Origin of the sequence: Microbacterium sp. SS28 (assembly GCF_022761035.1) — a bacterium.
Classification (GTDB): domain Bacteria; phylum Actinomycetota; class Actinomycetes; order Actinomycetales; family Microbacteriaceae; genus Microbacterium.
This window is the reverse complement of sequence record NZ_JAKWJP010000006.1, coordinates 127842-151146: the sequence shown is the minus strand read 5'-3', so window position 1 is coordinate 151146 and position 23305 is coordinate 127842. Positions and strand designations below refer to the sequence as shown.

Annotated in this window: 21 protein-coding genes; 9 read left to right on the top strand and 12 right to left on the bottom strand. The window is 71.0% G+C overall.

All coding sequences use genetic code 11. The annotated features are described in order from the left end of the window. Positions 1 to 18 precede the first annotated feature (18 nt). On the bottom strand, positions 19 to 1134 hold the full coding sequence (ald, locus tag MJ607_RS17220; protein WP_243076846.1) for an alanine dehydrogenase: 1116 nt from the start codon (positions 1132 to 1134) through the stop codon (positions 19 to 21). A gap of 33 nt (positions 1135 to 1167) precedes the next feature. Beyond that, on the bottom strand, positions 1168 to 2157 hold the full coding sequence (locus MJ607_RS17215) for an asparaginase (RefSeq protein WP_243076845.1): 990 nt from the start codon (positions 2155 to 2157) through the stop codon (positions 1168 to 1170). A 54-nt stretch (positions 2158 to 2211) separates the two neighbouring features. Between MJ607_RS17215 and MJ607_RS17210 the strand changes: the two genes are divergently transcribed. After that, positions 2212 to 2688 carry an OsmC family protein gene (locus tag MJ607_RS17210; protein WP_243076844.1) on the top strand — a complete coding sequence of 159 codons (477 nt, stop codon included), beginning with the start codon at positions 2212 to 2214 and terminating at the stop codon, positions 2686 to 2688. Between the two features lie 2 nt (positions 2689 to 2690). On the opposite strand, the gene MJ607_RS17205 is transcribed toward MJ607_RS17210, so the two are convergent. Continuing rightward, on the bottom strand, positions 2691 to 3404 hold the full coding sequence (locus MJ607_RS17205) for a 1-acyl-sn-glycerol-3-phosphate acyltransferase (RefSeq protein WP_243077061.1): 714 nt from the start codon (positions 3402 to 3404) through the stop codon (positions 2691 to 2693). A 173-nt stretch (positions 3405 to 3577) separates the two neighbouring features. On the opposite strand from MJ607_RS17205, the gene MJ607_RS17200 reads away from it, so the two are divergent. Further along, positions 3578 to 4534, top strand: coding sequence for an FKBP-type peptidyl-prolyl cis-trans isomerase (locus MJ607_RS17200; protein WP_243076843.1), 957 nt, complete (start codon positions 3578 to 3580; stop codon positions 4532 to 4534). A 49-nt stretch (positions 4535 to 4583) separates the two neighbouring features. Further along, on the top strand, positions 4584 to 5669 hold the full coding sequence (gene dxr / locus MJ607_RS17195; protein WP_243076842.1) for a 1-deoxy-D-xylulose-5-phosphate reductoisomerase: 1086 nt from the start codon (positions 4584 to 4586) through the stop codon (positions 5667 to 5669). Here the strand turns inward: dxr and pflA are convergent. From pflA to MJ607_RS17170, 5 genes are all read right to left on the bottom strand, one after another. Continuing rightward, positions 5663 to 6565, bottom strand: coding sequence for a pyruvate formate-lyase-activating protein (gene pflA, locus MJ607_RS17190; RefSeq protein ID WP_243076841.1), 903 nt, complete (start codon positions 6563 to 6565; stop codon positions 5663 to 5665). The genes dxr and pflA overlap by 7 nt on opposite strands. An 8-nt stretch (positions 6566 to 6573) precedes the next feature. Beyond that, entirely contained in the window at positions 6574 to 8853 is a 2280-nt protein-coding gene (gene pflB / locus MJ607_RS17185; RefSeq protein ID WP_243076840.1) for a formate C-acetyltransferase, read from the bottom strand. Between the two features lie 175 nt (positions 8854 to 9028). Continuing rightward, the gene (locus tag MJ607_RS17180) at positions 9029 to 10684 is read right to left on the bottom strand and encodes a Mur ligase family protein (protein ID WP_243076839.1); all 1656 of its coding nucleotides are present in this window, start codon (positions 10682 to 10684) and stop codon (positions 9029 to 9031) included. 97 nt (positions 10685 to 10781) lie between these two features. Beyond that, complete coding sequence (locus MJ607_RS17175) at positions 10782 to 11495, bottom strand: DUF1775 domain-containing protein (RefSeq protein WP_243076838.1); 714 nt, start codon at positions 11493 to 11495, stop codon at positions 10782 to 10784. A gap of 115 nt (positions 11496 to 11610) precedes the next feature. Continuing rightward, positions 11611 to 12249, bottom strand: a complete 639-nt coding sequence (locus MJ607_RS17170; RefSeq protein ID WP_243076837.1) for a hypothetical protein — start codon at positions 12247 to 12249, stop codon at positions 11611 to 11613. Positions 12250 to 12321: 72 nt separating this feature from the next. Between MJ607_RS17170 and MJ607_RS17165 the strand changes: the two genes are divergently transcribed. The 3 genes from MJ607_RS17165 to MJ607_RS17155 all read left to right on the top strand — a co-directional run bounded on the left by MJ607_RS17165 (position 12322) and on the right by MJ607_RS17155 (position 15325). Continuing rightward, on the top strand, positions 12322 to 13629 hold the full coding sequence (locus tag MJ607_RS17165) for a site-2 protease family protein (protein WP_243076836.1): 1308 nt from the start codon (positions 12322 to 12324) through the stop codon (positions 13627 to 13629). 80 nt (positions 13630 to 13709) lie between these two features. Then, positions 13710 to 14078, top strand: a complete 369-nt coding sequence (locus tag MJ607_RS17160) for a YciI family protein (protein ID WP_243076835.1) — start codon at positions 13710 to 13712, stop codon at positions 14076 to 14078. After that, the gene (locus MJ607_RS17155; RefSeq protein WP_243076834.1) at positions 14075 to 15325 is read left to right on the top strand and encodes an RNA polymerase sigma factor; all 1251 of its coding nucleotides are present in this window, start codon (positions 14075 to 14077) and stop codon (positions 15323 to 15325) included. Before MJ607_RS17160 ends, MJ607_RS17155 begins: the two co-directional genes overlap by 4 nt. 6 nt (positions 15326 to 15331) lie before the next feature. Here the strand turns inward: MJ607_RS17155 and MJ607_RS17150 are convergent, their stop codons facing one another. Both MJ607_RS17150 and MJ607_RS17145 read right to left on the bottom strand, forming a co-directional pair. After that, a complete protein-coding gene (locus MJ607_RS17150; protein ID WP_243076833.1) occupies positions 15332 to 17257 on the bottom strand; it encodes an anthranilate synthase family protein in 1926 nt (641 codons plus the stop codon). A 162-nt stretch (positions 17258 to 17419) separates the two neighbouring features. After that, a complete protein-coding gene (locus MJ607_RS17145; protein WP_243076832.1) occupies positions 17420 to 18658 on the bottom strand; it encodes a low temperature requirement protein A in 1239 nt (412 codons plus the stop codon). Positions 18659 to 18740: 82 nt separating this feature from the next. Here MJ607_RS17145 and ispG point away from each other — a divergent pair, with 82 nt between their 5' ends. Continuing rightward, a complete protein-coding gene (gene ispG / locus MJ607_RS17140; RefSeq protein WP_243076831.1) occupies positions 18741 to 19892 on the top strand; it encodes a flavodoxin-dependent (E)-4-hydroxy-3-methylbut-2-enyl-diphosphate synthase in 1152 nt (383 codons plus the stop codon). 19 nt (positions 19893 to 19911) lie between these two features. Here ispG and MJ607_RS17135 read toward each other — a convergent pair whose 3' ends face one another. Then, a complete protein-coding gene (locus MJ607_RS17135; RefSeq protein ID WP_243076830.1) occupies positions 19912 to 20175 on the bottom strand; it encodes a hypothetical protein in 264 nt (87 codons plus the stop codon). A 115-nt stretch (positions 20176 to 20290) separates the two neighbouring features. Here MJ607_RS17135 and MJ607_RS17130 point away from each other — a divergent pair, with 115 nt between their 5' ends. Both MJ607_RS17130 and MJ607_RS17125 read left to right on the top strand, forming a co-directional pair. Next, entirely contained in the window at positions 20291 to 20893 is a 603-nt protein-coding gene (locus MJ607_RS17130) for a TetR/AcrR family transcriptional regulator (RefSeq protein ID WP_243076829.1), read from the top strand. Positions 20894 to 20969: 76 nt separating this feature from the next. Next, positions 20970 to 22769, top strand: a complete 1800-nt coding sequence (locus MJ607_RS17125) for a proline--tRNA ligase (RefSeq protein WP_243076828.1) — start codon at positions 20970 to 20972, stop codon at positions 22767 to 22769. A gap of 32 nt (positions 22770 to 22801) precedes the next feature. Here the strand turns inward: MJ607_RS17125 and MJ607_RS17120 are convergent, their stop codons facing one another. Continuing rightward, positions 22802 to 23305: a pyridoxamine 5'-phosphate oxidase family protein gene (locus tag MJ607_RS17120; RefSeq protein ID WP_243076827.1), complete on the bottom strand. Its 504-nt coding sequence runs from the start codon at positions 23303 to 23305 to the stop codon at positions 22802 to 22804.

The window sequence follows — 23305 nt, the reverse complement described above, 5'->3', positions numbered from 1 at the left end:
GGAGCCTCCTTTCGCGAATCAGACCAGAGCAGTCTCGAGCGGAGCGAGTTCCAGCCCGTGCGCTGTCGCGACGCCGGGGTTGACGACCCCGCTGCCGACCGTGTTGAGGCCCGCGGCGAGAGCCGGGTCGGCGCGCAGCGCGTCCTTCCAGCCGCGCCGCGCGATCTGCCTGATGTAGGGGAGCGTCGCGTTGGTGAGCGCGGAGGTCGACGTGTTGGGCACGGCGCCGGGCATGTTCGCGACGCAGTAGAAGATGCTGCCGTGGACGGGGAACGTCGGATCGGCGTGCGTCGTCGGGCGCGTGTCTTCGAAGCATCCACCCTGGTCGACCGCGATGTCCACGAGGACGCTCCCGCGCCGCATGCGCCGCACCATGTCGTTGGTCACGAGCTTGGGAGCCTTCGCGCCGGGGATCAGGACCGACCCGATGACGAGGTCGCTGTCGACGACGGCGCGGTCGAGATCGAGAGGATTGGATGCCGCGGTCTTGACGCGTCCCTGGAAGTGGTCGTCGAGGTACCGCAGCCGCTGGACGTTCGTGTCGAACACCGTCACGTCGGCGCCGAGGCCCACCGCGATGACTGCCGCGTTGGCTCCCGCGACGCCGCCGCCGATGACGGTCACGCGCGCGGGCCTCGTGCCGGGGACGCCCGACATGAGGAGTCCGAGTCCGCCGGCCGAGCGCAGCAGGGTCGCGGCGCCGACGGTCGGGGCGAGCCGGCCCGCGACCTCGCTCATGGGGGCGAGGAGCGGCAGACCGCCGCCCGCGACCTGCACCGTCTCGTAGGCGATCGCCGTGACGCCGTCGGCGACGAGCCGGTCGGTGAGGGGGCGGTCGGCCGCGAGGTGCAGGTAGGTGAAGAGCACGAGGTCGTCGCGGAAGTGCCCGTACTCGCTCGCGATGGGCTCCTTGACCTTGAGCAGCAGCTCGGCACGGGCCCAGACATCGGCGGCATCGTCGAGCAGCGTCGCTCCCGCATGCTCGTATTCGGCGTCCGGCATGGACGAGCCCAGGCCCGCGCCGCGTTGGACGAACACCTCGTGCCCGGCGGCGACGAGGTCGTGCACGCCCGCGGGCGTGAGCGCGACGCGGTACTCGTTGTTCTTGACCTCGGTGGGGACGCAGATCCTCATCGATCTCTCCTTTCCGCTCCTTCTGGGAGCGCGCTAGAAGGCGGGGCGGATGGCCCCGACCGTCGAATCGCCGCCGTGGATCGACAGCGGAAGCGCAGCCAGCGTCTCGGCGACGTCGGCGGGCGCGAGGGCGCCGGCGCGCTCGAGCAGCCGGACGGCGACGGCGGTCGCCGCGCGGGCGCTGCCGTCGAGGATCTTGAGGGCCACGGTCGTGCCGTCGGGCGCGACCATGACCATGACGCCCTCGGCGCCGGTCTTCGCGAAGACGCCGAGCCGCTCGATCGCGATCGTGTCCGGCCGGCCCGGGCCGTCGATGGCCCAGGGATGCTCGCGTACGGCGCGCACGAGCGTCCCGGCGCTGCGGTGCAGCGCGAACGGCGAGGTCTGCGACGACGTGCCGACGCGCTGGATCGCCTTGGCGAGGCCCGAGAGGCTCATCGCGTAGACGGGGGCGCCGCATCCGTCGATCGCGGTCACCGCGGCCTTCTCGCCGATGAGCCGTTCGATGACGTCGCGGATGTGCGCCTGCACGGGATGTCCGGGGTCGAGGTAGCCCCGCGGATCCCAGTTGTTGACGCTGCAGGTCAGCAGCATCGCGGCGTGCTTGCCGGAGCAGTTCATGCGGATGCGCGAGGGCTCGTAGTGCTCGCGCACCATCTCGTCGCGGGTCGCCTGATCCGTCGGCCACGCGGGCGGGCACGCGAGCGCCTCTTCGCCGAGGCGCGCGGAGTCCAGGATGTCGCGGACGACCGAGACGTGGCGGTCGGTGCCGGAGTGGCTCGCGGACGCGAGCGCGAGGCGCTCGCCCTCGAGCGGCGCACCGGCCGTGAGGCACGCGAGGGCCTGCAGCGGCTTGAGGCTCGAGCGGGGGAGGATCGGAGCGGTGACCGCGCCGAGCTGCTGGACGACGACGCCGTCGGGCCCGAGGACGATCGCGGATCCGGAATGCCGCGACTCCACGAATCCGCTGCGTTCGACGACGGCGAGCTCGACGGCGTCGGCTGCGGCGAAGGTCTGCGGCACCACGCCAGCCTACCGCCGAGTCCCGGCCCATCGCCGTCGTGCGAGACTGGCGGAATGTGGGGTGAGCACCGCTATCGGCTGCAGACGACCTGGACCGGCAACCGCGGCCCGGGCACGACGGGCTATCGCGACTACGACCGGTCCACCTCGATCGAGATCGCGGGCAAGGCGACGGTCGCGGCGTCCAGCGACAAGCCGTTCCGCGGCGACCCCGCGCTGTGGAACCCCGAGGACATGCTCGTCGCCTCCCTCAGCCAGTGCCACCTGCTGTCGTACCTCCACGCGTGCGTGCAGGCCGGAGTGGTCGTCGTCGCGTACCGCGACGAGGCATCCGGTCTCATGGTCGAGGACGGACGCGGCGGTGGCCGGTTCACCGAGGTCGTCCTGCGCCCGCACGTCACGGTGGCGGACGCGTCGATGACGGATGCCGCGACCGCGGCGCACACTCAGGCGAACGAGTGGTGCTTCATCGCCAATTCGGTGAACTTCCCCGTGCGGCACGAGCCGACGATCGAGGTCGCCGGCGCGTAACGTCACCGGCGCTCGTGCGGGAGGACCTGCTTGATGCGGTCGATGCCGTGCGCGGGGGACTCGTTGTAGGCGTTCGCGAGCTCCTGTTCGGACAGAGCGTGGATCGCGGCCATGATGTCGTCGGTCGCGAGGCGTCGGGCGCGGCCCGAGGACGCGGGTCCGTGGTGGGACAGATCGAGGGGCTCGCCGAAGCGGACGGTGACACGCTCCTTGCGAGAGGGCATCTTGGCGCCGACCGGCATCGCCTTGTCGGTTCCGATGAGGCCCACGGGGACGACCTTCGCGCCGGTCTCGAGCGCGAGGAACGCGACGCCCGTGCGGCCCTTGTAGAGGCGTCCGTCGAGCGAGCGGGTCCCCTCGGGGTACAGCGCCACGGCCTTGCCCTCTTCGAGGAGGCGCTGCTGCTGGCCGAGCGCGTCGAGCGCGGCCTGGCCCGCGCCGCGCTGCACGGGGATCGCGCCGATCGCCGTGAAGAACTCGCGGGAGAACCACCCCGAGACTCCCTTGCCCTCGAAGTAGCTCGCCTTCGCGAGGAAGTGGACGGGCCGGGGTGCCGCCACGGGGATCGCGATCGAGTCGAGGAACGACAGGTGGTTGCTCGCGAAGATGACGGGGCCGTCGCCGGGCACCGAATGCGTCCCCTCGACGTGCGGGCGGTACACGAAGCGCCCGAGGTGCGAGATGAGGAAGCGGCCGATGGCGTACGTGTACCCCATGCGGGTCGCGGGCGGCTCTTCGCGGGTCGACGCGAGGTCGGAAGGGTCCGCGGAAGTCACCCGTCGAGGGTACTCCCGTTCGCATTCCGTCCACGGCATAGCGGTTTCTCAGCACAGACGTGGCAAACGTGGGAGAAGATGGAGGTTCCGCCCATCGATCAACGAGGTCTTCCGTGCGCACTCGCTCGCTCGTCTCTCTGTCCGCCGTCGCGCTCTCCGTCGTCCTGCTTGCGGGATGCACTGCGACGCCGTCCGAGTCCGAAGGGTCGCCCGAGCCCACGGCGTCGGCGGCCGACCTGTGCGGCGCGATCGTGCCCTCCGGTGCGGCATCCGACGCGGTGACCGTCGACGGAGAGGTCGGCACCGAGTCGACGGCGACCTTCGAGTCGCCCCTCGAGGTCACCGAGCTGCAGTCGACGACGGTCGACGAGGGCGACGGCGACCCTGCCGAGGCGGGCGACCTCGTGTCGATCGCCCTGACCGGCTTCGACGCCTCGACGGGCGAGAAGCTCGTCGCGCAGGGCTTCGAGGACGACCTTCTCCCGCAGCAGATCTCGCCCGAGAGCGTCCTCGGCCAGCTGCTCGGCTGCCCCAAGCCGGGATCGCGCTACGTCGCGACGATCCCGGGCGACGACTCCCAGGGCTCGCCGGCGCAGGTGTACATCATCGACGTCTTCGGCACCGCGCCGGCCGCGGCATCCGGTGAGGCGCAGGACCCCGTGGACGGGTTCCCGACCGTCGAGCTCGACAGCGACGGCTCGCCGACGGTGACGCTGCCCGAGGGCGACATGCCGACGGAGTTCGCGAAGGCCACCCTGCAGAAGGGCGACGGCGCGGTCGTCGAGACGGGCGATGCGGTGCTCGTGCAGTACCACGGCGTCTCGTGGAACACGGGCGAGGTCTTCGACGAGTCGTGGGGCAAGCAGCCCTTCAGCTTCACGGTCGGAAGCGGCGTCGTGCAGGGCTTCAGCGACGCCGTGACGGGTGAGACCGTCGGCTCGCAGATCATCGCGATCCTGCCGCCCTCCGTCGCGTACGGCGAGGGCGAGATCAACGAGTCCGACCTCACGGGTCAGACGCTCGTCTTCGTCATCGACATCCTCGGCGTCGCGAAGGCTCCCGCCCAGTAGGCGAGAGCCCCGCCCCGCAGGCGCAGACCCCTCGCAGTAAGGTGACCAGGTGCGGCGCGTACTGATCCTCGGCTCGACCGGCTCCATCGGGACACAGGCGCTCGACGTCATCCGCTCGAATCCCCGGCGCTTCGAGGTCGTGGGTCTCGCCGCGGGCTCGAATCGCGAACTCGTGGCGGCGCAGGCCGACGAGTTCGAGGTCGAGTACACGGCATTCGGGGCGGACGAGGCCGAGCAGCTCGTCCGGGACGTCGAGGCGGATGTCGTGCTCAACGGCATCACGGGCTCGGTGGGCCTCGGCCCCACCCTCGCGGCGCTCGAGTGCGGGCGCACGCTCGCACTCGCCAACAAGGAGTCGCTCATCGTCGGCGGTCATCTCGTGACCTCGCGCGCCAAGCCGGGACAGATCGTGCCGGTCGACTCGGAGCACTCGGCGATCGCTCAGGCGCTGCGCTCCGGCGCCCCCGAAGAGGTCCGCAGGCTCGTCCTGACGGCATCCGGCGGCCCGTTCCGCGGACGCGACCGCGCCTCGCTCGCGACTGTGACGCCCGCCGAGGCGCTCGCGCACCCGACGTGGGACATGGGGCGGGTCGTCACGACGAACTCCGCGACCCTCGTCAACAAGGGCCTCGAGGTCATCGAGGCGCACCTGCTCTTCGACGTCCCGCTCGAAGACATCGACGTCGTCGTCCACCCGCAGTCGATCGTGCACTCGATGGTCGAGTTCGTCGACGGATCGACGATCGCGCAGGCGTCGCCGCCCGACATGCGGCTGCCGATCTCGCTCGGACTGGACTGGCCGAACCGTGTCGCCGGCGTCGGGCGTCCGCTGGACTGGACGAAGGCCTCGTCGTGGGACTTCGAGCCGCTCGACGACGACGCGTTCCCCGCCGTGCGCCTCGCCAAGCGCGTGGGGCGCGCGGGCGGCACCTACCCCGCCGTCTTCAACGCGGCCAACGAGCAGGCCGTCGACGCCTTCCACGAAGGCGCGCTGTCGTTCCTCGGCATCCTCGAGACGATCGAGCGGGTCGTCGAGGCGCACGAGGAGTCGGGCGCACTGACGCGCGAGTCGCTAACTGCGGCGGAGGCCTGGGCGCGGGCTGCCGCCGATCGGGCGATCGCGAAGGCTCAGTAGGTCGTGAGGCCGTGTGCGCGGAACTGCCCGCGCACGCGCTCGACGAGCTCGGGGCTCGGGGCCGGAGTGTCCTCCAGCTCGTAGGTGCGGCCGATGGCCTCCCACTTGGAGCGGCCCATCTGGTGGAACGGGAGCACCTCGACGCGGGCCACGGCACCGGGCCGGAGCGCCTCGAGGAAGGCCGCGTAGCGCGCCGCCGCCTCGACGTTCTCGGTGTCATCGGTGAGCCCCGGGACCAGGACGTACCGGATCCACATGGTGGGGCCCTGGGCGCGGCGGGCGATGCGCTCGCCGAACGCGAGAGTCGGCTCGAGCTCGCGCCCCGTCACGCGCCGGTACGTGTCGCGGTCGCCCGACTTGACGTCGAGCAGCACGAGGTCGGTGTCGTCGAGCATCGCGTCGCTCGCGTGCGCGCCGAGGTAGCCCGACGTGTCGAGCGCCGTGTGGATGCCGAGCTCCCTCGCGCCGCGCAGGATCCGTGCGGCGAAGGCAGGCTGCATCAGCACCTCGCCGCCCGAGAGCGTCACGCCGCCGCCCGTCGCGCGGAAGACCCCGCGATAGCGGGCGATGCGCGCGAGGATCTCGTCCGCCGTGACGGGCTTGCCGTCCTTCATGGCGAGCGTGTCGGGATTGTGGCAGTACAGGCAGCGCAGCGGGCAGCCGCTGAGGAACACCGTCAGGCGCGTGCCGGGGCCGTCGACGGCCGTCACGAGCTCCCACGAGTGGACCGAGCCGAGTCGGCCCTCGCGCATCGCGGAGAGCCGCTCGGTCCGCTCCAGCTCGGCGACGGCGAGGCCGTCGAGGCCCGCGTCGGCCCGGCCGGGCCCGGCCGACACGGGCGCGTCGAGGCGCGTCGCGTCGGCCGGGAGCGGCGTGGGGAGCAGGAGGGCGGCCATGATCGTCGTCAGACTGCGCCGTGGAAGGTGCGCGAGAGCACGTCGAGCTGCTGCTCGCGCGTCAGCCGCACGAAGTTGACGGCGTAGCCCGAGACCCGGATCGTGAGCTGCGGGTAGTTCTCGGGGTTCTCCATCGCGTCCAGGAGCGTCTCGCGGTTCAGCACGTTGACGTTCATGTGGTACCCATTGGACCCGACGTACGCGTCGAGCAGTCCCGCCAGGTTCGCGATGCGCTCGTCCTCCGTGCGACCGAGGCCGCTCGGCACGACGGTGTTCGTGAGCGAGATGCCGTCCTGCGCCTGGTCGTACGGCAGCTTCGCGACGGAGAGGGCCGAGGCCAGCATCCCGTGCGTGTCGCGTCCGTTCATGGGGTTCGCACCCGGTGCGAACGGCTCGCCCGCGCGGCGCCCGTCGGGCGTGTTGCCCGTCGCCTTGCCGTACACGACGTTCGAGGTGATCGTCAGGACCGACTGCGTCGCGACGGCATCGCGGTACATGGGGTGCGTGCGGACCTTCGCCATGAAGCGCTCGACGAGGTCGACGGCGATGGCGTCGGCCCGGTCGTCGTCGTTGCCGAAGACGGGGAACGTGCCCGAGGTTTCATAGTCCACGACGATGCCGCGCTCGTCGCGCACGGGCGTCACCGTCGCGTGCTTGATGGCCGACAGCGAGTCGGCGGCGACCGAGAGGCCCGCGATGCCGCACGCCATGGTCCGCAGCACGTCCTTGTCGTGCAGGGCCATCTCGAGACGCTCGTAGGCGTACTTGTCGTGCGACCAGTGGATGCAGTTGAGCGCCTCGACGTAGGTCGCGGCGAGCCAGTCCATCGTGTGGTCGAAGCGCGCCATGACGTCGTCGAATTCGAGGGGTCCGTCGGCGACGGGCTGCTCCGCGGGCGAGATCTGCTTGCCGCTGACCTCGTCGCGTCCGCCGTTGATGGCGTACAGGAGGGTCTTGGCGAGGTTGACGCGGGCGCCGAAGAACTGCATCTGCTTGCCGACGCGCATCGGCGAGACGCAGCACGCGATCGCGGCGTCGTCGCCCCACGCGCCGCGGATCAGGTCGTCGGACTCGTACTGGACGGCGGACGTGTCGATCGAGACGCGCGCGCAGTAGTCCTTGAAGCCCTGCGGGAGCTCGGCGCTCCAGAAGACCGTCATATTCGGCTCGGGTGCGGGGCCGAGGTTGTACAGCGTCTGCAGGTAGCGGAAGGAGTTCTTCGTCACGAGGGGGCGGCCGTCCTCGCCGATGCCGGCGATCGACTCGGTGACCCACGTGGGGTCGCCCGAGAAGAGGGCGTCGTACTCGGGGGTGCGCAGGAACCGGACGATGCGCAGCTTGATGACGAAGTCGTCGATGATCTCCTGCGCCTCGGTCTCGGTCAGGTGGCCCGCGGCGAGGTCGCGCTCGATGAAGACGTCGAGGAAGGTCGAGGTGCGCCCGAGCGACATGGCGGCGCCGTTCTGCTCCTTGACTGCGCCGAGGTAGGCGAAGTACAGCCACTGCACCGCCTCCTGGGCCGTGCGGGCGGGGCGCGCGATGTCGAAGCCGTACGAGGCCGCCATCTGCTTGAGCTCGCCGAGGGCGCGCAGCTGCTCGGCGTGCTCCTCGCGCTGGCGGACGATCTCCTCGCCGAACGGCGCGGTGTCGAGTGTCAGCTTGTCGAGCTTCTTCGCGGCGATGAGCGCGTCGACGCCGTAGAGCGCGACCCGGCGGTAGTCGCCGATGATGCGGCCGCGGCCGTATGCGTCGGGGAGGCCCGTGATGACGTGCGAGCTGCGAGCGGCGCGCACGTTCGGGGGGTAGACGTCGAAGACGCCCTCGTTGTGGGTCTTGCGCTGCGTGTAGATGTTCTTGACGGCTTCGTCGACTTCGTAGCCGTAGGTGTCAAGGGCTCCCTCGACCATGCGCCAGCCGCCGTTGGGCATGATGGCACGCTTGAGCGGAGCATCGGTCTGCAGCCCCACGATGAGCTCGTCGTCGCGCGAGATGTAGCCGGGGGTGTGCGCCGTGATGCCGGCGGGAGTGTGCGGGTCGACGTCGTAGACGCCCTTCTCGCGCTCCTCGGGGAACATCGCGGCGATCGTGCCCCAGACCCGGGTCGTGCGTTCGGTGGCGCCGGCGAGGAAGGAGTCGTCGCCCGTATACGGCGTGTAGTTGCGCTGGATGAAGTCGCGCACGTCGATGCCGTCCTGCCAGGGGCCTGCGGCGAAGCCGGCCCAAGCGGCGGGGAGGACGTCTGCATGATCCTCGGTCTCGCGGGTGCGGGTCTGGCTGACGGTGCTCATCGTACTTCCCTCTCTCGTGGAGCCAGGTCGCGGGCGATTCCCTGGAGGGATCCGCGCTGCGCGCCTATGCGAAGAGGTTACCGCGTGTGGTCAGACCACAGAAGAGTGTGCACGGAAAGCACAACATCCGGCCTCTCGAGAAGACCGGATTTTGTGGTCAGACCACAAGCGGGGATCAGCGCCAGTCGCGCGTCGGGTCCGAGAGAGGCGTCTCGTCGGCGGGGTAAGGCACGGGCCAGTGCGGCTCGGGAACAGGCCAGCCTTCGGCAGCGAGCGCCCGGCGCGCGAGCTCCCGCGCCGAATAGGGCGTGCGGACACCGCGGATGTCGCGATAGTCCTGATGCCCGGGCCCCGCCCAGAGGATGGCGTCGCCGTCGCCGACGAGCCGCACAGCCTCGATGATGGCGCGCTCGGGCGGCGAGAACTCGAGGATCTCGGCCTCCGGCTGCGCGAGGCGCGCGCCCTCGATGAGGGTCGCGCGGATCGAGTCCGGGTTCTCGTTGCGGGGGTGGTGGTCGGTGATGATCAGGATGTCGCTGCCCTCGACGCCTGTGCGGCCCATGTCGTGGCGCTTCGTGGCGTCGCGGTCGCCGTCGGCGCCGAAGAGCATGACGACCTTGCCCGGCGTGACGCGCCGGACGGCGGCGAGCGTCTTCTCGAAAGCGTCGGGGGAGTGCCCGAAGTCGACGTAGACGGCGGGACCGCGGTCGCCCGAGACGAGCTGCGTGCGGCCCGGCAGGTAGGCGTCGATGCGTCCGCCGTCCAGCGCAGCGACAAGCGACTCCCAGGAGTAGCCGCCCTCGAGGATCATGACGATCGCGAGACCCGCGTTCGCGGCCATGTGCCGGCCGATGACGGGCACGACAGTCGTGAGCGAGCGGCCGTCCTTCGAGGTCAGCGCGAACCGCGTGCCGGCGGGGCGCTCGTCGAGGATGTCGACGGTCCAGTCGGCGGCCGATGCGGCATCCGGATCCACCGCGATGGCGGGCGTGCCCACCGTCACGAAGGGGACCTCGGAGCGCTCGGCCACCTCGAGACCCGGCGCCGAATCGAGCGAGATGACGGCGCGCCGCGACCGGTCGGAAAGGAACAGCGGAAGCTTCGCCTCGAAGTACTCGCGCATGTCGGCGTAGTCGTCGAGATGGTCGTGGCTCAGGTTCGTGAAGCCCGCGACGTCGAAGAGCAGCCCGTCGACGCGGTGGCGGCTGAGTGCCTGCGCGCTGACCTCGACCGCGACGGCCTCGACGCCGCGTTCGCGCATGAGCGCGAGGAGAGCGTGGAACTCGGATGCCTCGGGGGTCGTGAGGCGCGAGACGATGACCTCGCCCGCGATGTGCCGTTCGGCCGTCGAGGAGAGGCCCGTCACGACGCCGAGCTGCCCGAGGATGCCCTCGAGCAGGTGGGAGACGCTCGTCTTGCCGTTCGTGCCGGTCGTGCCGAAGAGGATGGGCAGCGCGTCGTCCGCGCCCGTGCCGTAGACCCAGGCCGACAGCTCGCCGAGCTCACCGCGCGGATCGTCGACGACGACGATCGGCAGCCCCGTCGCGGCGGCGAGATCGGCGCCCGCGGCATCCGTCACGATCGCGACGGCGCCCTTGTCGGCGGCGACCTGCGCGAGCTCGGCCCCGTGCCGGTTGAGTCCGCGGATGGCGACGAAGGCCTCACCGGGACGCAGATCGCCCGTCGCGAGGGTGATGCCGCTGAGCGACACTCCGTCGAGGTCGCCGCGCACGTCGCGGGCGAACCGCTTCGCGAGCTCGGCGAGGGAGCGGACGGGCGGATTCTCCGGCCGGAGCACGGGGGGCAGGTTCGAGGGGATGTCGATCGGCATGGCGCATCAATCCTCTCATCGAGCGCCGCCGTCGACACTGCCTTGTGAGCGGCGCCCCGGGAGGCGACGTGCGTCGGCCTCCCGGGGCGCCCGGGTGTCAGGCGCGTCGGCGACACACGACCGCGACGACGAGCGCCGCGAGGGCGAGGGCGAGCGCCCCGCCCGCGAGCCAGCGCGCGACGGGATCGGCGGCCGCGGGCGCGGGCGCTTCGTCGTGGTCGGCCGCGGCTGCGGCGTCGGCCGCGCCGTCGGCATGCCCGTGGCCGTCGCCCTCTGCGACGACATCCCCGACGACGACCGTCGGCGCGGGCGCCTCGAGGCTCTCGGGATCGGCTCCGTCCTCGGCGACATCGACCCATGCCGTCTCCCCGTCGACGCAGATCTGCGTCACGGGGAAGGCGAGCGTCGCGTTCGCGGCATCCTCGGAGAAGGTCACGGCAAGGGAGACCGAGGCCTGGATGCCCGACTCGACGGGCGCATCGCTCGTGAAGATCACGCGCGTGGGCTGCTCGTCTGCGCCGAGCTCGCGCTGGATCGTCCAGCCGCCCTGGGCGACGGGTGTCGTCGTCGCGACCTCCTCGGGGATGCCGATCGCGAGGGCGGTCGTCGGCGAGCCGTCGCAGCCGTGCGAGAAGGTGAACGCGAGCGTCTCGCTCGCTCCGGCGGAGGCCGTGCCGGGGTCGACGTGGACGTGCGCCGAGGCCGCGAGCGGAGCGGCGAGGGCGAGCGCGATGCCCGCCGCGGCGCCCGCCAGGGCGAGGGTCGTGCGGCGGGTGTTCGTGCGGCGCGTGGGCAGGGTGGTGCGGTTCATGGACGTGCTCTTTCGTCGGGGTGCGCGCGACGGCATTTGCCGTGGCAGCGCGAAAGGGGTCGGCGACGCGCGCAGAGGGCGAGTCGCCGCAGAGGAGGTGGTCGGGGCGCGGGCGCTACAGCGCCGCGCAGCCCACGGGCGGACCCCTGCGCGAGACCTCGGTGACGAAGAGCGGGGGACGGATGCCGCGCTCGCCCGGCACGGACGGGGCGAGCAGCGCGGGGAAGTCGGGACGCGGGACGTCCCACCGCGCCGCGAGCAGCCGAAGGAGGCCGCGCACGATCGAGCGCAGCATCCGCTCCCCGCGGTGGAGTGCCGCGATCGTGACGACCGCGGCGACCGCGTGGCCGAGCAGCATGAGCGGGTCGAGCGTCCACGCGGCGGCGGGGCCGGAGTCGAGCACGAGGGCGCCGTGGTGCGCGTGCGCCGCGGCCGCGCCGGCCGCGCCGGTCGCGCCGGCGGAGAGCGCGAACGCGACGTGGAAGACGAGCTGGCTCGCGAGCACCGTGAGCGCGAGCCGCCAGAGCGCGAGCGTGCGGCCCGCGAGCGCGACCGCGACGGGCGCGGCGAGCAGGATCACGACCGCGACGAGCGCGGCTGAGGGGGCGCCGCCGCCCGCGAGGGTGTGCGCCGTCGAAGCGACGACGGTCGCGACGCCCGCCGCCGAGATGCCCCGCAGGGTCCGCAGCTGCCGCGCCGTGAGGCGGGCGCTCGCCGCCGGCGCGGGCGAGGTCGGAACGGCGCGGGACGGCATGGCGATCCCATCCTCGCACCGGCCCCCGGCATCCACGGCCAAATCAAAGAATCGCGCGGGTACCGTTGCCGTGTGACAGCCATCGCGTTCGCCATCGGAGTCGTCGTCCTCGTCGTGGGCCTCGCCGTGTCGATCGCGCTGCACGAGCTCGGCCACCTGTGGCCCGCCAAGCGCTTCGGCGTGCGCGTCGGCCAGTACATGATCGGCTTCGGACCGACGATCTGGTCGCGCCGCCGCGGAGAGACGCAGTACGGGTTCAAGGCGATCCCGCTCGGCGGCTACATCTCGATGGCCGGCATGTATCCGCCATCGCCCCGCGAGCGCGCCGCGGTCGCCGCGGGCGGCCGCGAAGGGCGTGCGGGCGGCGGCTTCTTCGCGACGATGGTGCAGGACGCGCGCGCCGCGAACGACGAGACGCTGCTGGGCGAGGACGACGAGCGCGTCTTCTACAAGCTCCCCGTCTGGAAGCGCATCGTCGTGATGCTCGGCGGGCCGACGATGAACCTGCTGTTCGCGGTCGTGCTGTTCACGATCGTCTTCAGCGCGATCGGCGTCCAGACCGCGACGACGACCGTCGCGGGGCTGTCCGCATGCGTTCCCGAGACGGTCGCCGCCGAGTGCACGTCCGAAGACCCCGCACCGCCGGCCGTCGAGGCCGGGATCCAGCCGGGCGACGTCATCGTGTCGGTCGAGGGGACGGATGTCGCGACCTTCGCCGACGCGTCAGCCATCATCCGGCAGTCCCCGGGCGTGCCCCTCACGATCGTGGTCGAGCGCGACGGCGCGGAGCAGTCGATCGTCCTGACGCCCGCGACGATCGGTGCGACGGACGCTGACGGGGCCACGACGGAGGTCGGCTTCGCGGGCATCCGCCCAGAGGTCGAATACGTGCGCCAGCCGATCTGGTCGGGCGCACAGGCGACGATCGAGAACGTCGGCGCCGTCGCGGGCATCATCTGGCAGATGCCCGTCAAGGTCTACGACGCCGCGGTGTCGCTCGTGACGGGGGAGGAGCGCGACCCCAACGGTCCGCTCAGCGTCGTCGGCGCGGGGATCCTCGCGGGCGAGGTGGCCGCCGTCGACGCGCCGATCCTCAACAGGGTCTCGGCGATGCTGGGGCTGCTCGCCTCGCTCAACCTCGCCCTGTTCGTCTTCAACCTCATCCCTCTGCTCCCGCTCGACGGCGGGCACGTCGCCGTCGCGCTGTGGGAGGGCATCAAGCGCGTGTGGGCGCGCATCTTCGGGCTCCCCGCGCCGAAGCCCGTCGACGCGACCAAGCTCGTGCCGGTGACTTTCGTCGTGGTCATCGGCCTCATCGTCATGGGCGGCGTGCTGATCCTCGCCGACATCTTCAACCCGATCTCGTTCTTCGGTCCGTAGGAATCTCGCGGTCCTGTCGAAAAGCCGGTTGTCCGTTCGCTGTACTCATGAAACGGTTCCCTGACGAAAGGACCAGCATCATGAAGTACGTCATCATGTTCACCTCGACTCCCGAGCTCGACGCGGCGGTGCCGCCCGAGCGGGCGGAGGCGGTGTACCGGCGCGTCTTCGATTGGTTCGGCGAGAACAGCGAGCAGATCTCCGACTCCGGTGCCGAGCTGCATCCCGTGTCGACGGCCACGACCGTCAAGTACGGCGGGAGCGCTCCGGTCGTGGCCGACTGCCCGTTCTCCGAGGCCAAGGAGGTCATCGGCGGCTTCAGCGTGCTCGACGTCGAGGACCTCGACGCCGCGATCGCCATCGTGAAGACCTGGCCGATGCTCGAACACCCGGGCGTGGCCGTCGAGATCCGGCCGATGGTCGTCGACTACAGCCACATGCAGCAGTGAGCGACACGGATGCCGCGGCCGGCGCGGCCGGCTCGGCTGTGGCATCCCCTCGCGCCTCCGATGCGGCGCTCGCACGTGCTGTCCGCGAGGAGTCCGGCCGGATCGTCGCGGCGCTGACCGCGTCGCTGCACAGTCTCGACCTCGCCGAGGAGGCTGTCGCCGAGGCGGTCGAAGAGGCGCTGCGGGAGTGGCGAGGACGCGGCATCCCGCCCAATCCCGGTGCCTGGCTGACGCAGGCGGCCCGGCACAACGCGCTCGACCGGATCCGGCGCGAGAAGCGCTACCGCGAGAAGCTCGCGACGATCGCTGAGACCCCTCCGGCGACGCACGCGGACGACGCCGACGAGCGGCTGCCGCTGCTGTTCGGATGCTGCCATCCCGCGCTCTCGCCCGACGCGCAGCTCGCCCTCACGCTGCGGGCCGTGTGCGGTCTCACGACGGCGCAGATCGCGGGCGCGACGCTGTCGACGCCGACGACCGTCGGGCAGCGCATCTCGCGCGCCAAGCGCAAGATCGGCGAGGCCGGCATCCCGATCCGCATCCCCGAGCCCGAGGATCGCGCGGCGCGGCTCGACATCGTGCTGAGCGTCGTCTCGGTCATGTACAGCGAGGCGCATCTGGCGGCGGGGAGGGATGCCGCGGCCGACCGCGATCTCGCCGACGACGCGCTGTGGCTCGCGGGCGTCGTCGCGGCGGCACTGCCCCGCGAGGCCGAGGCGCACGGACTGCGCGCGCTTCTGCTCTTCCACCGCGCGCGCGAGAACGCCCGCGCCGTCGATGGCGAGCTCGTGCTGCTCGGCGATCAGGATCGGACGAGATGGGATGCCGCGCTGCTCGCGGACGCCCGCAGGACGCTCGCGCGCGCCGCGCTGCTGCGCCGACCCGGCCGGTGGCAGCTGCACGCCGCGATCGCGGCGTGCCACGCGGACGCCGCGACCTCGGCCGAGACGGACTGGCTGCAGGTGCTGACGCTCTACGACATGCTGCTGCGGTTCGACGGCTCGCCCGTCGTGCGTCTCAACCGCGCCGTCGCGCTCGCCGAGGTGGAGGGACCGCAGGCGGCCCTCGCGGAGGTCGACGATCTTCAGGCGGCGCTCGCCGACTACCGCCTGTGGCACGCCGTGCGGGCGCACCTGCTGCGGGGGCTCGGCCGAGACGCCGAGGCGACCGACGCCGACCTGCGCGCACTCGAGCTGACGGCGAACGCCGCCGAGCGCCGGCTCATCGAGGCGCGCATCGCCCGCTGACCCGGCCTACGCCTCGACGGGCGAGAACGCCTGCGCGACGAGCCGCTCGAGGGTCGACATCCCGTCCCGCGAGAGGATCGACTCGAGGTGCCCCTGCACCGACGCGAACGCGGGGCCGCGCAGCGCGTAGACGTCGCCGGTCCCGGGGTCGGCCGAGACCTCGGCCTCGCCCACGACGGCCGTCCCCGGGGCGACGCGCGCCGTGAAGGTGTTGTAGAAGCCGATCGACGCGGGCGTGCCGAAGACGTCGACGGACTTCTGCAGTCCCTGGTGCGGGCGGGCGAGCGGCGCGAGGTCGATGCCGAACGAGTCCGCGAGGATCTGGTGGCTGAGGCACACCGCGAGCAGCGGCCTGCCGGCATCGCGCCGGCGGCGCACGACCTCGCGCATGCGCAGGATGCGGGCGCTCGAGAGGTCGCGCGGGTCGCCGGGCCCGGGGCCGCACACGACGAGCTCGGCCTCGTCGACCTGCTCGTCGGTGACGGCGCTCCAGGGCACGATGTCGACGGTCAGGCCGAGGTGGCGCAGCTGGTGCGCGAGCATCGTCGTGAAGCGGTCCTCGACGTCGACGACGATCGCGGAGCGTCCCGCGAAGGGGCCCTCGCCCGCGGCCTGGGGGTTGAGCCAGAACGACGCGAGCCGCGCGTTCCGCGAAGTGAGGAGTGCCGCGATCGCGGGATCGTCGGCGAGCGGCTTCGGAGCAGCGGCGGGCGCGTCCTCGTCGATCGCGTCGGGTGCGACGGGCACCGCCGTGTCGCGGGGGATCGCACCGATCGCGCCGAGGACGCCCGCGGCCTTGCCGTGCGTCTCGCCGACCTCGCCGTACGGGTCGGAGTGCCGCACGAGCGTCGCGCCGACGGGCACACGCAGGCGTCCGTCGACGAGATACGCCGTGCGGATCAGGATGGGCGCGTCGAGGTCGTGCGTCGGGTCGTCGTCGGCAGGAGCATCCGTGGCCCGTGGGGTGAACAGCGCCGCGACCCCCGAGTAGTAGCCGCGGGGCGTGCGCTCGTGGCGCGAGATGACGGTGCACGCATTCTGCATGGGCGAGCCGGTCACGGTCGGAGCGAACATCGTCTCGCGCAGGATGTCGCGCGGGTCGAGGCGACTGCGGCCGCGCAGGACGTACTCGGTGTGGGTGAGGCGCGACATCTCCTTGAGGTGCGGGCCTGTGATGCGCCCGCCGTCGGAGCAGACGGCGCTCATCATCTTGAGCTCCTCGTCGACGACCATGAAGAGCTCTTCGGTTTCCTTCGTGGACTCGAGGAACTCGCTCAGGGTCTCGGGGGTCGCACCGCCCGCGGGGTGGCGGAACGTGCCCGAGATGGGGTTCATCGTGACGACCCCGTCCTGCGCGCTGACGTGCGCCTCGGGGCTCGCGCCGACCGCGATGTGGTCGGGGGTCACGATCGCGAACGTCCAGTACGCGCCGCGCTCGTACTCGAGCAGCGCGCGGAACCACGTGAGCGCCGTCGTGCGCGCATCCGCGTCGACGGTCGCCGTGAAGTCGCGGCGGATGACGAAGTTCGCGCCCTCCCCCCGCCCGATCTCGTCGGCGATGACGCGCCGCACGATCTCGGCGTACTCGTCGTCCGGGATGTCGAAGCCCGCGTCCGCGAGGGCGACGGGCGCCGACGGCAGCTCGGCGAGCGCCTCGTCGCGCGGGAACGCCGTGTGCTCGCCGACGATGAGGCAGCGCAGCGGCGCGTGGTCGTCGTGGCATACGAAGCCGCGCTCGACGACCTGGCGGAACGGCACGAGCGCGAGCACTTCGCGCGGGACGCCGTCCTGGACGAGCGGGATGTCGGCGAGCAGCGCGACGTCGACGACCTCGCCCGTCAGCAGCTCGACGGTCGCCCCGTCGCGTGCGATGAGCGCGAAGGAGTCGGCCTTCGCGAGCGCCGCGGTCAAGGGGAAGGGGCTCGGTGTCATCGCCGGCCTTTCATCGGGTCGGACGGTCGCTCAAACGAGAAAGACCGCCCTCGGGCGGTCTGTGTCTGTGGGAACGCGAACACACCGCCGTCAGCGGGTGGGCCACCAGGAGGTGTTCGCGAGCATGCGGTCACGATAGCAGAACCGCGGCGGTCGCCCGTGTCAGTCATCGAGCGACCGGGCGACCATCTCCGTCGCGTGCCGCCAGCCGATCGTCTCGTAGCCGACCACGACGACGATCGGAGAGCACGCGATGAGCAGGATGCCGACACCGAGCGATGCGCCGAGCGCGACGGCCCCGACCGCCACGACGAGCACGGCGACGACGCCGAAGAAGAGCCAGATGTGGAACGGGTCGAGCTGCATCACGAGGAGCGAGTAGAGCACGAAGAGGAGCGTCTCGAACAGCAGGACGGGGATCGCGATCGACAGCGCCGCGAACGTCGCGTCGACGTGGGCCTCGCCGCCGATGACGTAGGCCGCGACGTGCAGGCCCGCGCCGACTCCGACGAGCGAGCCGAAGAGGAAGATCTGCAGGTAGCCCCACGCGAACGCCCGCTTCGGGTGGACCTCGAGCACACGCCCCCACGGGATCGCGAAGTAGATCCACCACATGCCGAAGGCGAGCGCCGTTCCGCCGAACGCGACGAGGGCCGCGTCGAGCGTCCAGCCGTGCTGCTGCTCGATGACCGCCGAGATCGCGAGGACCGTGCCTAGGATGACCTCGCCGAGCGTGATGATGACGAGCAGGCCGTAGCGCTCGGCGATGTGATGCGGATGCCACGGCGTGCGGCCGAACCTCAGCTCGGCCAAGAGCGGCCCCGCGAGCTCGAAGAGCGACAGGATCGTCGTGAAGACGAGGGTCGTGGCGACCGGAAGGTTGAGGAAGATGAGCGCGATCCACCCGAGCTGGGCGATCGAGATGTTGACGATGTAGGCGATCGCCGTCGGCCGCCGCTTCTCGTCCTCGCGCGCGACCCGCACCCAGAGGGCGATCGTCGCGATGCGCATGATGACGTAGCCCGCGACGACGACCGTGTTGTCGAGGTAATGGCCTTCGTCGATCGAGTGGAAGACGTTCGGCACGCCGAGGGCCACGACGATGAGGCCGATCATCACGACCATCGTCGCGACGCGGAAGTAGACGTCGTCGGTGTCGTACGCCGAGGCGAGCCACGAGTAGTTGATCCACGCCCACGTGACCGCGAAGGTCGTGAACGACGCGGCGATGAGCGCCGTCGACACGTGGCCGAGCTCGAGATAGTGCGCCATCTGCGAGCCGATCTGGCTGAACGCGACGACGAACACGAGGTCGAAGAGCAGCTCGAGGGGCGTTGCGGCGCGGTGGTGCTCGCGGGGGTCGCGACCCGTCATGCGGGCGTAGACACGGTTCACGGTCATGGTCGAGAAGGTACCGGGTCCCGGCGCCCCGGGGGCGCGGGCTCCCAGCCCCTCGACGCTTCCGCGGCGTAGGCTGTCAGCCGTGCCAGCTGTGAACCTCGGGATGCCGAAGACCACTGACGTGCTCGCCCCGCGACGCAAGTCCCGCCAGATCAAGGTCGGCCGGGTGCTCGTCGGCGGCGATGCGCCCGTCAGCGTCCAGTCCATGACGACGACGCCGACGACGAACATCAACGCGACGCTTCAGCAGATCGCCGAGCTCACGGCCTCCGGCTGCGAGATCGTGCGCGTCGCCGTCCCGTCGCAGGACGACGCCGACGTGCTGCACATCATCGCGGCGAAGAGCCAGATCCCGGTCATCGCCGACATCCACTTCCAGCCGAAGTACGTCTTCCAGGCGATCGACGCGGGGTGCGCCGCCGTCCGCGTCAATCCGGGCAACATCCGCAAGTTCGACGACCAGGTCGGCGCGATCGCCGCCGCCGCGAAGGCGGCCGGCGTGTCGCTGCGCATCGGCGTCAACGCGGGCTCGCTCGACCCCCGCCTGCTCGAGAAGTACGGCAAGGCGACGCCCGAGGCGCTCGCCGAGAGCGCGCGCTGGGAGGCGTCGCTCTTCGAGGAGCACGACTTCCACGACTTCAAGATCTCGGTGAAGCACAACGACCCCGTCGTCATGGTCAAGGCGTATCGCCTGCTCGCGGGGATGGGCGACTGGCCGCTGCACCTCGGCGTGACCGAGGCCGGTCCCGCGTTCCAGGGCACGATCAAGTCCGCGACGGCGTTCGGCATCCTCCTCTCGGAGGGGATCGGCGACACGATCCGCGTCTCGCTGTCCGCCCCGCCCGCCGAAGAGGTCAAGGTCGGCCACCAGATCCTGCAGTCGCTCAATCTGCGCGAGCGCAAGCTCGAGATCGTCTCGTGCCCCTCGTGCGGCCGCGCGCAGGTCGACGTCTACACGCTCGCCGACGACGTGACAGAGGGTCTCAAGGACATGACGGTGCCGCTGCGCGTCGCGGTCATGGGATGCGTCGTCAACGGCCCCGGCGAGGCCCGCGAAGCCGACCTCGGCGTCGCCTCGGGCAACGGCAAGGGCCAGATCTTCGTCAAGGGGCAGGTCATCAAGACCGTCCCCGAGGCCATGATCGTCGCGACGCTCATCGAAGAGGCCAATCGCCTCGCCGCCGAGATGGGCCCCGAGGCCCCCGTCGGCACGGCGCAGGTCGTCACGGCCTGAGCTCGGCCGGCGGCGCCTGTCAGCGCGACGCGCGGCGGCGCATCAGCGCCCCGTACGCGCGCAGCAGGCGCGGCACGACGACGTAAACCGCGAGCGGGACGACGACCGCCGTCAGCACGAACGCGCGGAGGAGTGGATGCCACGACTCCGAGATCGGCGCGATCAGCAGCATCCCCACGGAGACGAGCGGGAAGATCGCGAGCCACGTGATCACGGCGCGGACGTGGATCGACGGTGCGGCGGCCGGAGTGCGGGTGGGCTGGGTCGTGGGCGAAGCGGTCATCTCATGCATCCTTCGAACAGTCCAACTGAATGGTTGCAACTGGTTGGTTGTAAGTGAACCACCGTCGGGTCTATTCCGCAACCATTTAGTTGGATTCTTCGGTACCATGTGTCGCATGGCGTGGGACACCGAGCGCACCAAGCGGCTGCTGCTCGCGGCGGCGACGGCGGAATTCAGCGAGCACGGGCTCGCCGGAGCCCGCGTCGACCGCATCGCGGCTGCGGCGGGTGTCAACAAGGAGCGCATCTACCAGTACTTCGGCAAGAAGGACGAGCTGTTCGCCACCGTGCTGGCGGAGGCGCTGCAGGAGGCGCTGCAGGCCGTCCAGGCCGAGGGGACCGGGCCTGAGGCGGTCGGCGACTACGCCGCGCGGCTCTTCGACCACCACATCGCGCACGGCGAGATTCCGCGCCTCGTCTATTGGGAGGGACTCGAGCGCGGCATCGCGGCGGCCGACAGTCCCGTGCGGGCGGCGTTCCATGCTGAGAAGGTCACGCGCATGCAGCGCATGCTGCCGGGCCTCGACCGAGTCGATGCGGGGGAGCTGCTGCTGACCGTGGTCAGTCTCGTCAACGCGTGGCCTGTGCTGCCGCAGCTCGACGCGCTCATCGTGCCCGACGCGGGAGACGCCGCGACGCGCACCCGCAGGCGCCGGGCCGCGATCGTCGCAGCTGTCACCGCGGCCGCGGCTGCCGCGATCGAGTCCACCGTCCGCTGACGGGGGCTGCGCACGCGCACCGCCGCCCGCGATGCGGATCGGGTCGCGGCATCCCGCCGCTCTAGACTTGACCCTCGTGGTCACCCGTCTGTCGAACTTCTTCCTCCGCACGCTCCGTGAAGACCCCGCCGACGCGGAGGTCACGAGCCACAAGCTGCTCGTCCGCGCCGGCTACATCCGCCGCGCTGCGCCGGGCATCTTCACGTGGCTCCCTCTCGGGCTCAAGGTGAAGGCGAAGATCGAGGGCGTCATCCGCGACGAGATGACGAACGCGGGAGCCTTCGAGGTGCACTTCCCCGCGCTGCTGCCGCGCGAACCCTATGAGGCGTCCGGCCGCTGGACCTCGTACGGCGACGGCATCTTCCGCCTTCAGGACCGCCGCGGCGCCGACTACCTGCTCGCGCCTACGCACGAGGAGATGTTCACGCTCCTCGTGAAGGACCTCTACTCGTCCTACAAGGACCTGCCTCTGTCGATCTACCAGATCCAGGACAAGTACCGCGATGAGGCCCGCCCCCGCGCCGGCCTCCTGCGCGGTCGCGAATTCACGATGAAGGACGCGTACTCGTTCGACTACACGGACGAGGGTCAGGATGCCTCGTACCAGGCGCAGCGCGACGCGTATGAGCGCATCTTCCAGCGTCTCGGGCTCGAGTACGTCATCGTCGCGGCCGACAACGGCCTCATGGGCGGCGCGCGCTCCGAGGAGTTCCTGCACCCGATCGCGGTCGGTGAGGACACCTTCGTGCGCTCGGCGGGCGGCTACGCCGCGAACGTCGAGGCGTACACGACGACGGCGCCCGACGCGATCCCGTTCGACGGCCTTCCGGCTCCCGTGATCTTCGACTCCCCGGACACGCCGACCATCCAGACCCTCGTCGACCACTGCAATGCGCACCTCGCCGCTCCGGCGGCGGGCATCGCCGGCCCTGACACCGCCGATGCGACGGAGTGGACTGCTGCGCACACCCTCAAGAACGTCGTGCTCGCACTGACGCACCTCGACGGGACGCGCGAGCTGGTCATCGTCGGAGTGCCCGGCGATCGCGATGTCGACGACAAGCGCGTCGAGGTCGCCTTCGCCCCGGCAGCCGTGGAGGCTGCCACCGAGCAGGACTTCGAGGACAACCCGCTGCTCACCAAGGGCTACATCGGGCCCTGGTCCGAGACCGGCCCGATCCTCGGCGAGGAGTCGGCTACCGGCATCCGGTTCCTTCTCGACCCCCGCGTCGTCGACGGCACCGCGTGGGTCACGGGCGCGAACATCGACCAGAAGCATGTGCACTCCCTGGTCGCGGGCCGCGACTTCACGAGCGACGGCTTCGTCGAGGTCGCGACAGTGCGCGCAGGGGATCCCGCGCCCGACGGCTCGGGACCGGTCGAGCTCGCGCGCGGCATGGAGATCGGCCATGTCTTCCAGCTCGGACGCTTCTTCGCTGAGACGCTCGGACTCAAGGTGCTCGACGAGAACGGCAAGCTCGTCACCGTCACGATGGGGTCGTACGGCATCGGCGTCACCCGCATCCTCGCGATCCTCGCCGAGCTCAACAATGACGCCAAGGGCCTCGTCTGGCCCGAGTCCATCGCGCCGTTCGACGTCCACGTCGTCGCGACGGGGAGGGATGCCGTCGCCTTCGATCTCGCTGCGTCGCTGTCGGATCAGCTCGAGGCGGCCGGCCTGGACGTCCTGTACGACGACCGTGCCGGCAAGGTCTCGCCCGGTGTGAAGTTCGCCGACGCCGAGCTGGTCGGCGTGCCGCGCATCCTCGTCGTGGGACGCGGCGCCGCCGAGGGCCAGGTCGAGCTGTGGGACCGTCGCTCGGGCGACCGCGAAGTGCTCTCGGTCGCCGAGGCCGTCGCGCGCCTCACGGCGTAGCGGGTGCCTGCACCGGGGTCTCCGGCCGCCGCTCAGCCGCCGACGCGGCCGTGGGTCATCACGTCATCGTCGGGCGTGTCGTGCGTCACAAGCGCCTTGAGCATTCCGGCGGCCATCGCGACCTTGCCCTTCGACGGCTCCCAGAACTCGGCCTCGACGGGGGTGACGCGCAGCAGCGCGATCCCGGGGGTGTCGAGACCGTCCTCGAACCAGATGTCGAGCGAGGGCGTGTAGAGCTGCTCCATGCGAGCCCGGTCGTGCTCGATCCGCGCGCGACCGGCGACCGCCACGAACCGCATGCCCTTCGCATCGAGATACGAGAGGCTCACGTCGTTGTCGGCCTCGACCTCGGCGACCTTCTTGGAGTCGTCGGCGGTGAAGAACCAGATGTCGCCGGCCTCGTCCATCTCGCGCGTGCTCATGGGGCGGCCCACGAGGTTGCCCGCCCCGTCGACTGTCGTGAGCATCGTGAAGTCGATGTCCTCCACGAGCTCCTTGAGCCGATCGCGTGCTTCGTTTCCCGTCAGTTCCGTCAT

Excerpts from the sequence above, each read along its gene's own strand:
- ald (WP_243076846.1), bottom strand. The coding sequence starts at position 1,134 with ATGAGGATCTGCGTCCCCACCGAGGTCAAGAACAACGAGTACCGCGTC.
- MJ607_RS17210 (WP_243076844.1), top strand. The coding sequence starts at position 2,212 with ATGTGGGGTGAGCACCGCTATCGGCTGCAGACGACCTGGACCGGCAAC.
- MJ607_RS17205 (WP_243077061.1), bottom strand. The coding sequence starts at position 3,404 with ATGGGGTACACGTACGCCATCGGCCGCTTCCTCATCTCGCACCTCGGG.
- pflA (WP_243076841.1), bottom strand. The coding sequence starts at position 6,565 with ATGGCCGCCCTCCTGCTCCCCACGCCGCTCCCGGCCGACGCGACGCGC.
- pflB (WP_243076840.1), bottom strand. The coding sequence starts at position 8,853 with ATGAGCACCGTCAGCCAGACCCGCACCCGCGAGACCGAGGATCATGCA.
- MJ607_RS17180 (WP_243076839.1), bottom strand. The coding sequence starts at position 10,684 with ATGCCGATCGACATCCCCTCGAACCTGCCCCCCGTGCTCCGGCCGGAG.
- MJ607_RS17175 (WP_243076838.1), bottom strand. The coding sequence starts at position 11,495 with ATGAACCGCACCACCCTGCCCACGCGCCGCACGAACACCCGCCGCACG.
- MJ607_RS17170 (WP_243076837.1), bottom strand. The coding sequence starts at position 12,249 with ATGCCGTCCCGCGCCGTTCCGACCTCGCCCGCGCCGGCGGCGAGCGCC.
- MJ607_RS17160 (WP_243076835.1), top strand. The coding sequence starts at position 13,710 with ATGAAGTACGTCATCATGTTCACCTCGACTCCCGAGCTCGACGCGGCG.
- MJ607_RS17150 (WP_243076833.1), bottom strand. The coding sequence starts at position 17,257 with ATGACACCGAGCCCCTTCCCCTTGACCGCGGCGCTCGCGAAGGCCGAC.
- MJ607_RS17145 (WP_243076832.1), bottom strand. The coding sequence starts at position 18,658 with ATGACCGTGAACCGTGTCTACGCCCGCATGACGGGTCGCGACCCCCGC.
- MJ607_RS17135 (WP_243076830.1), bottom strand. The coding sequence starts at position 20,175 with ATGACCGCTTCGCCCACGACCCAGCCCACCCGCACTCCGGCCGCCGCA.
- MJ607_RS17130 (WP_243076829.1), top strand. The coding sequence starts at position 20,291 with ATGGCGTGGGACACCGAGCGCACCAAGCGGCTGCTGCTCGCGGCGGCG.
- MJ607_RS17120 (WP_243076827.1), bottom strand. The coding sequence starts at position 23,305 with ATGACGGAACTGACGGGAAACGAAGCACGCGATCGGCTCAAGGAGCTC.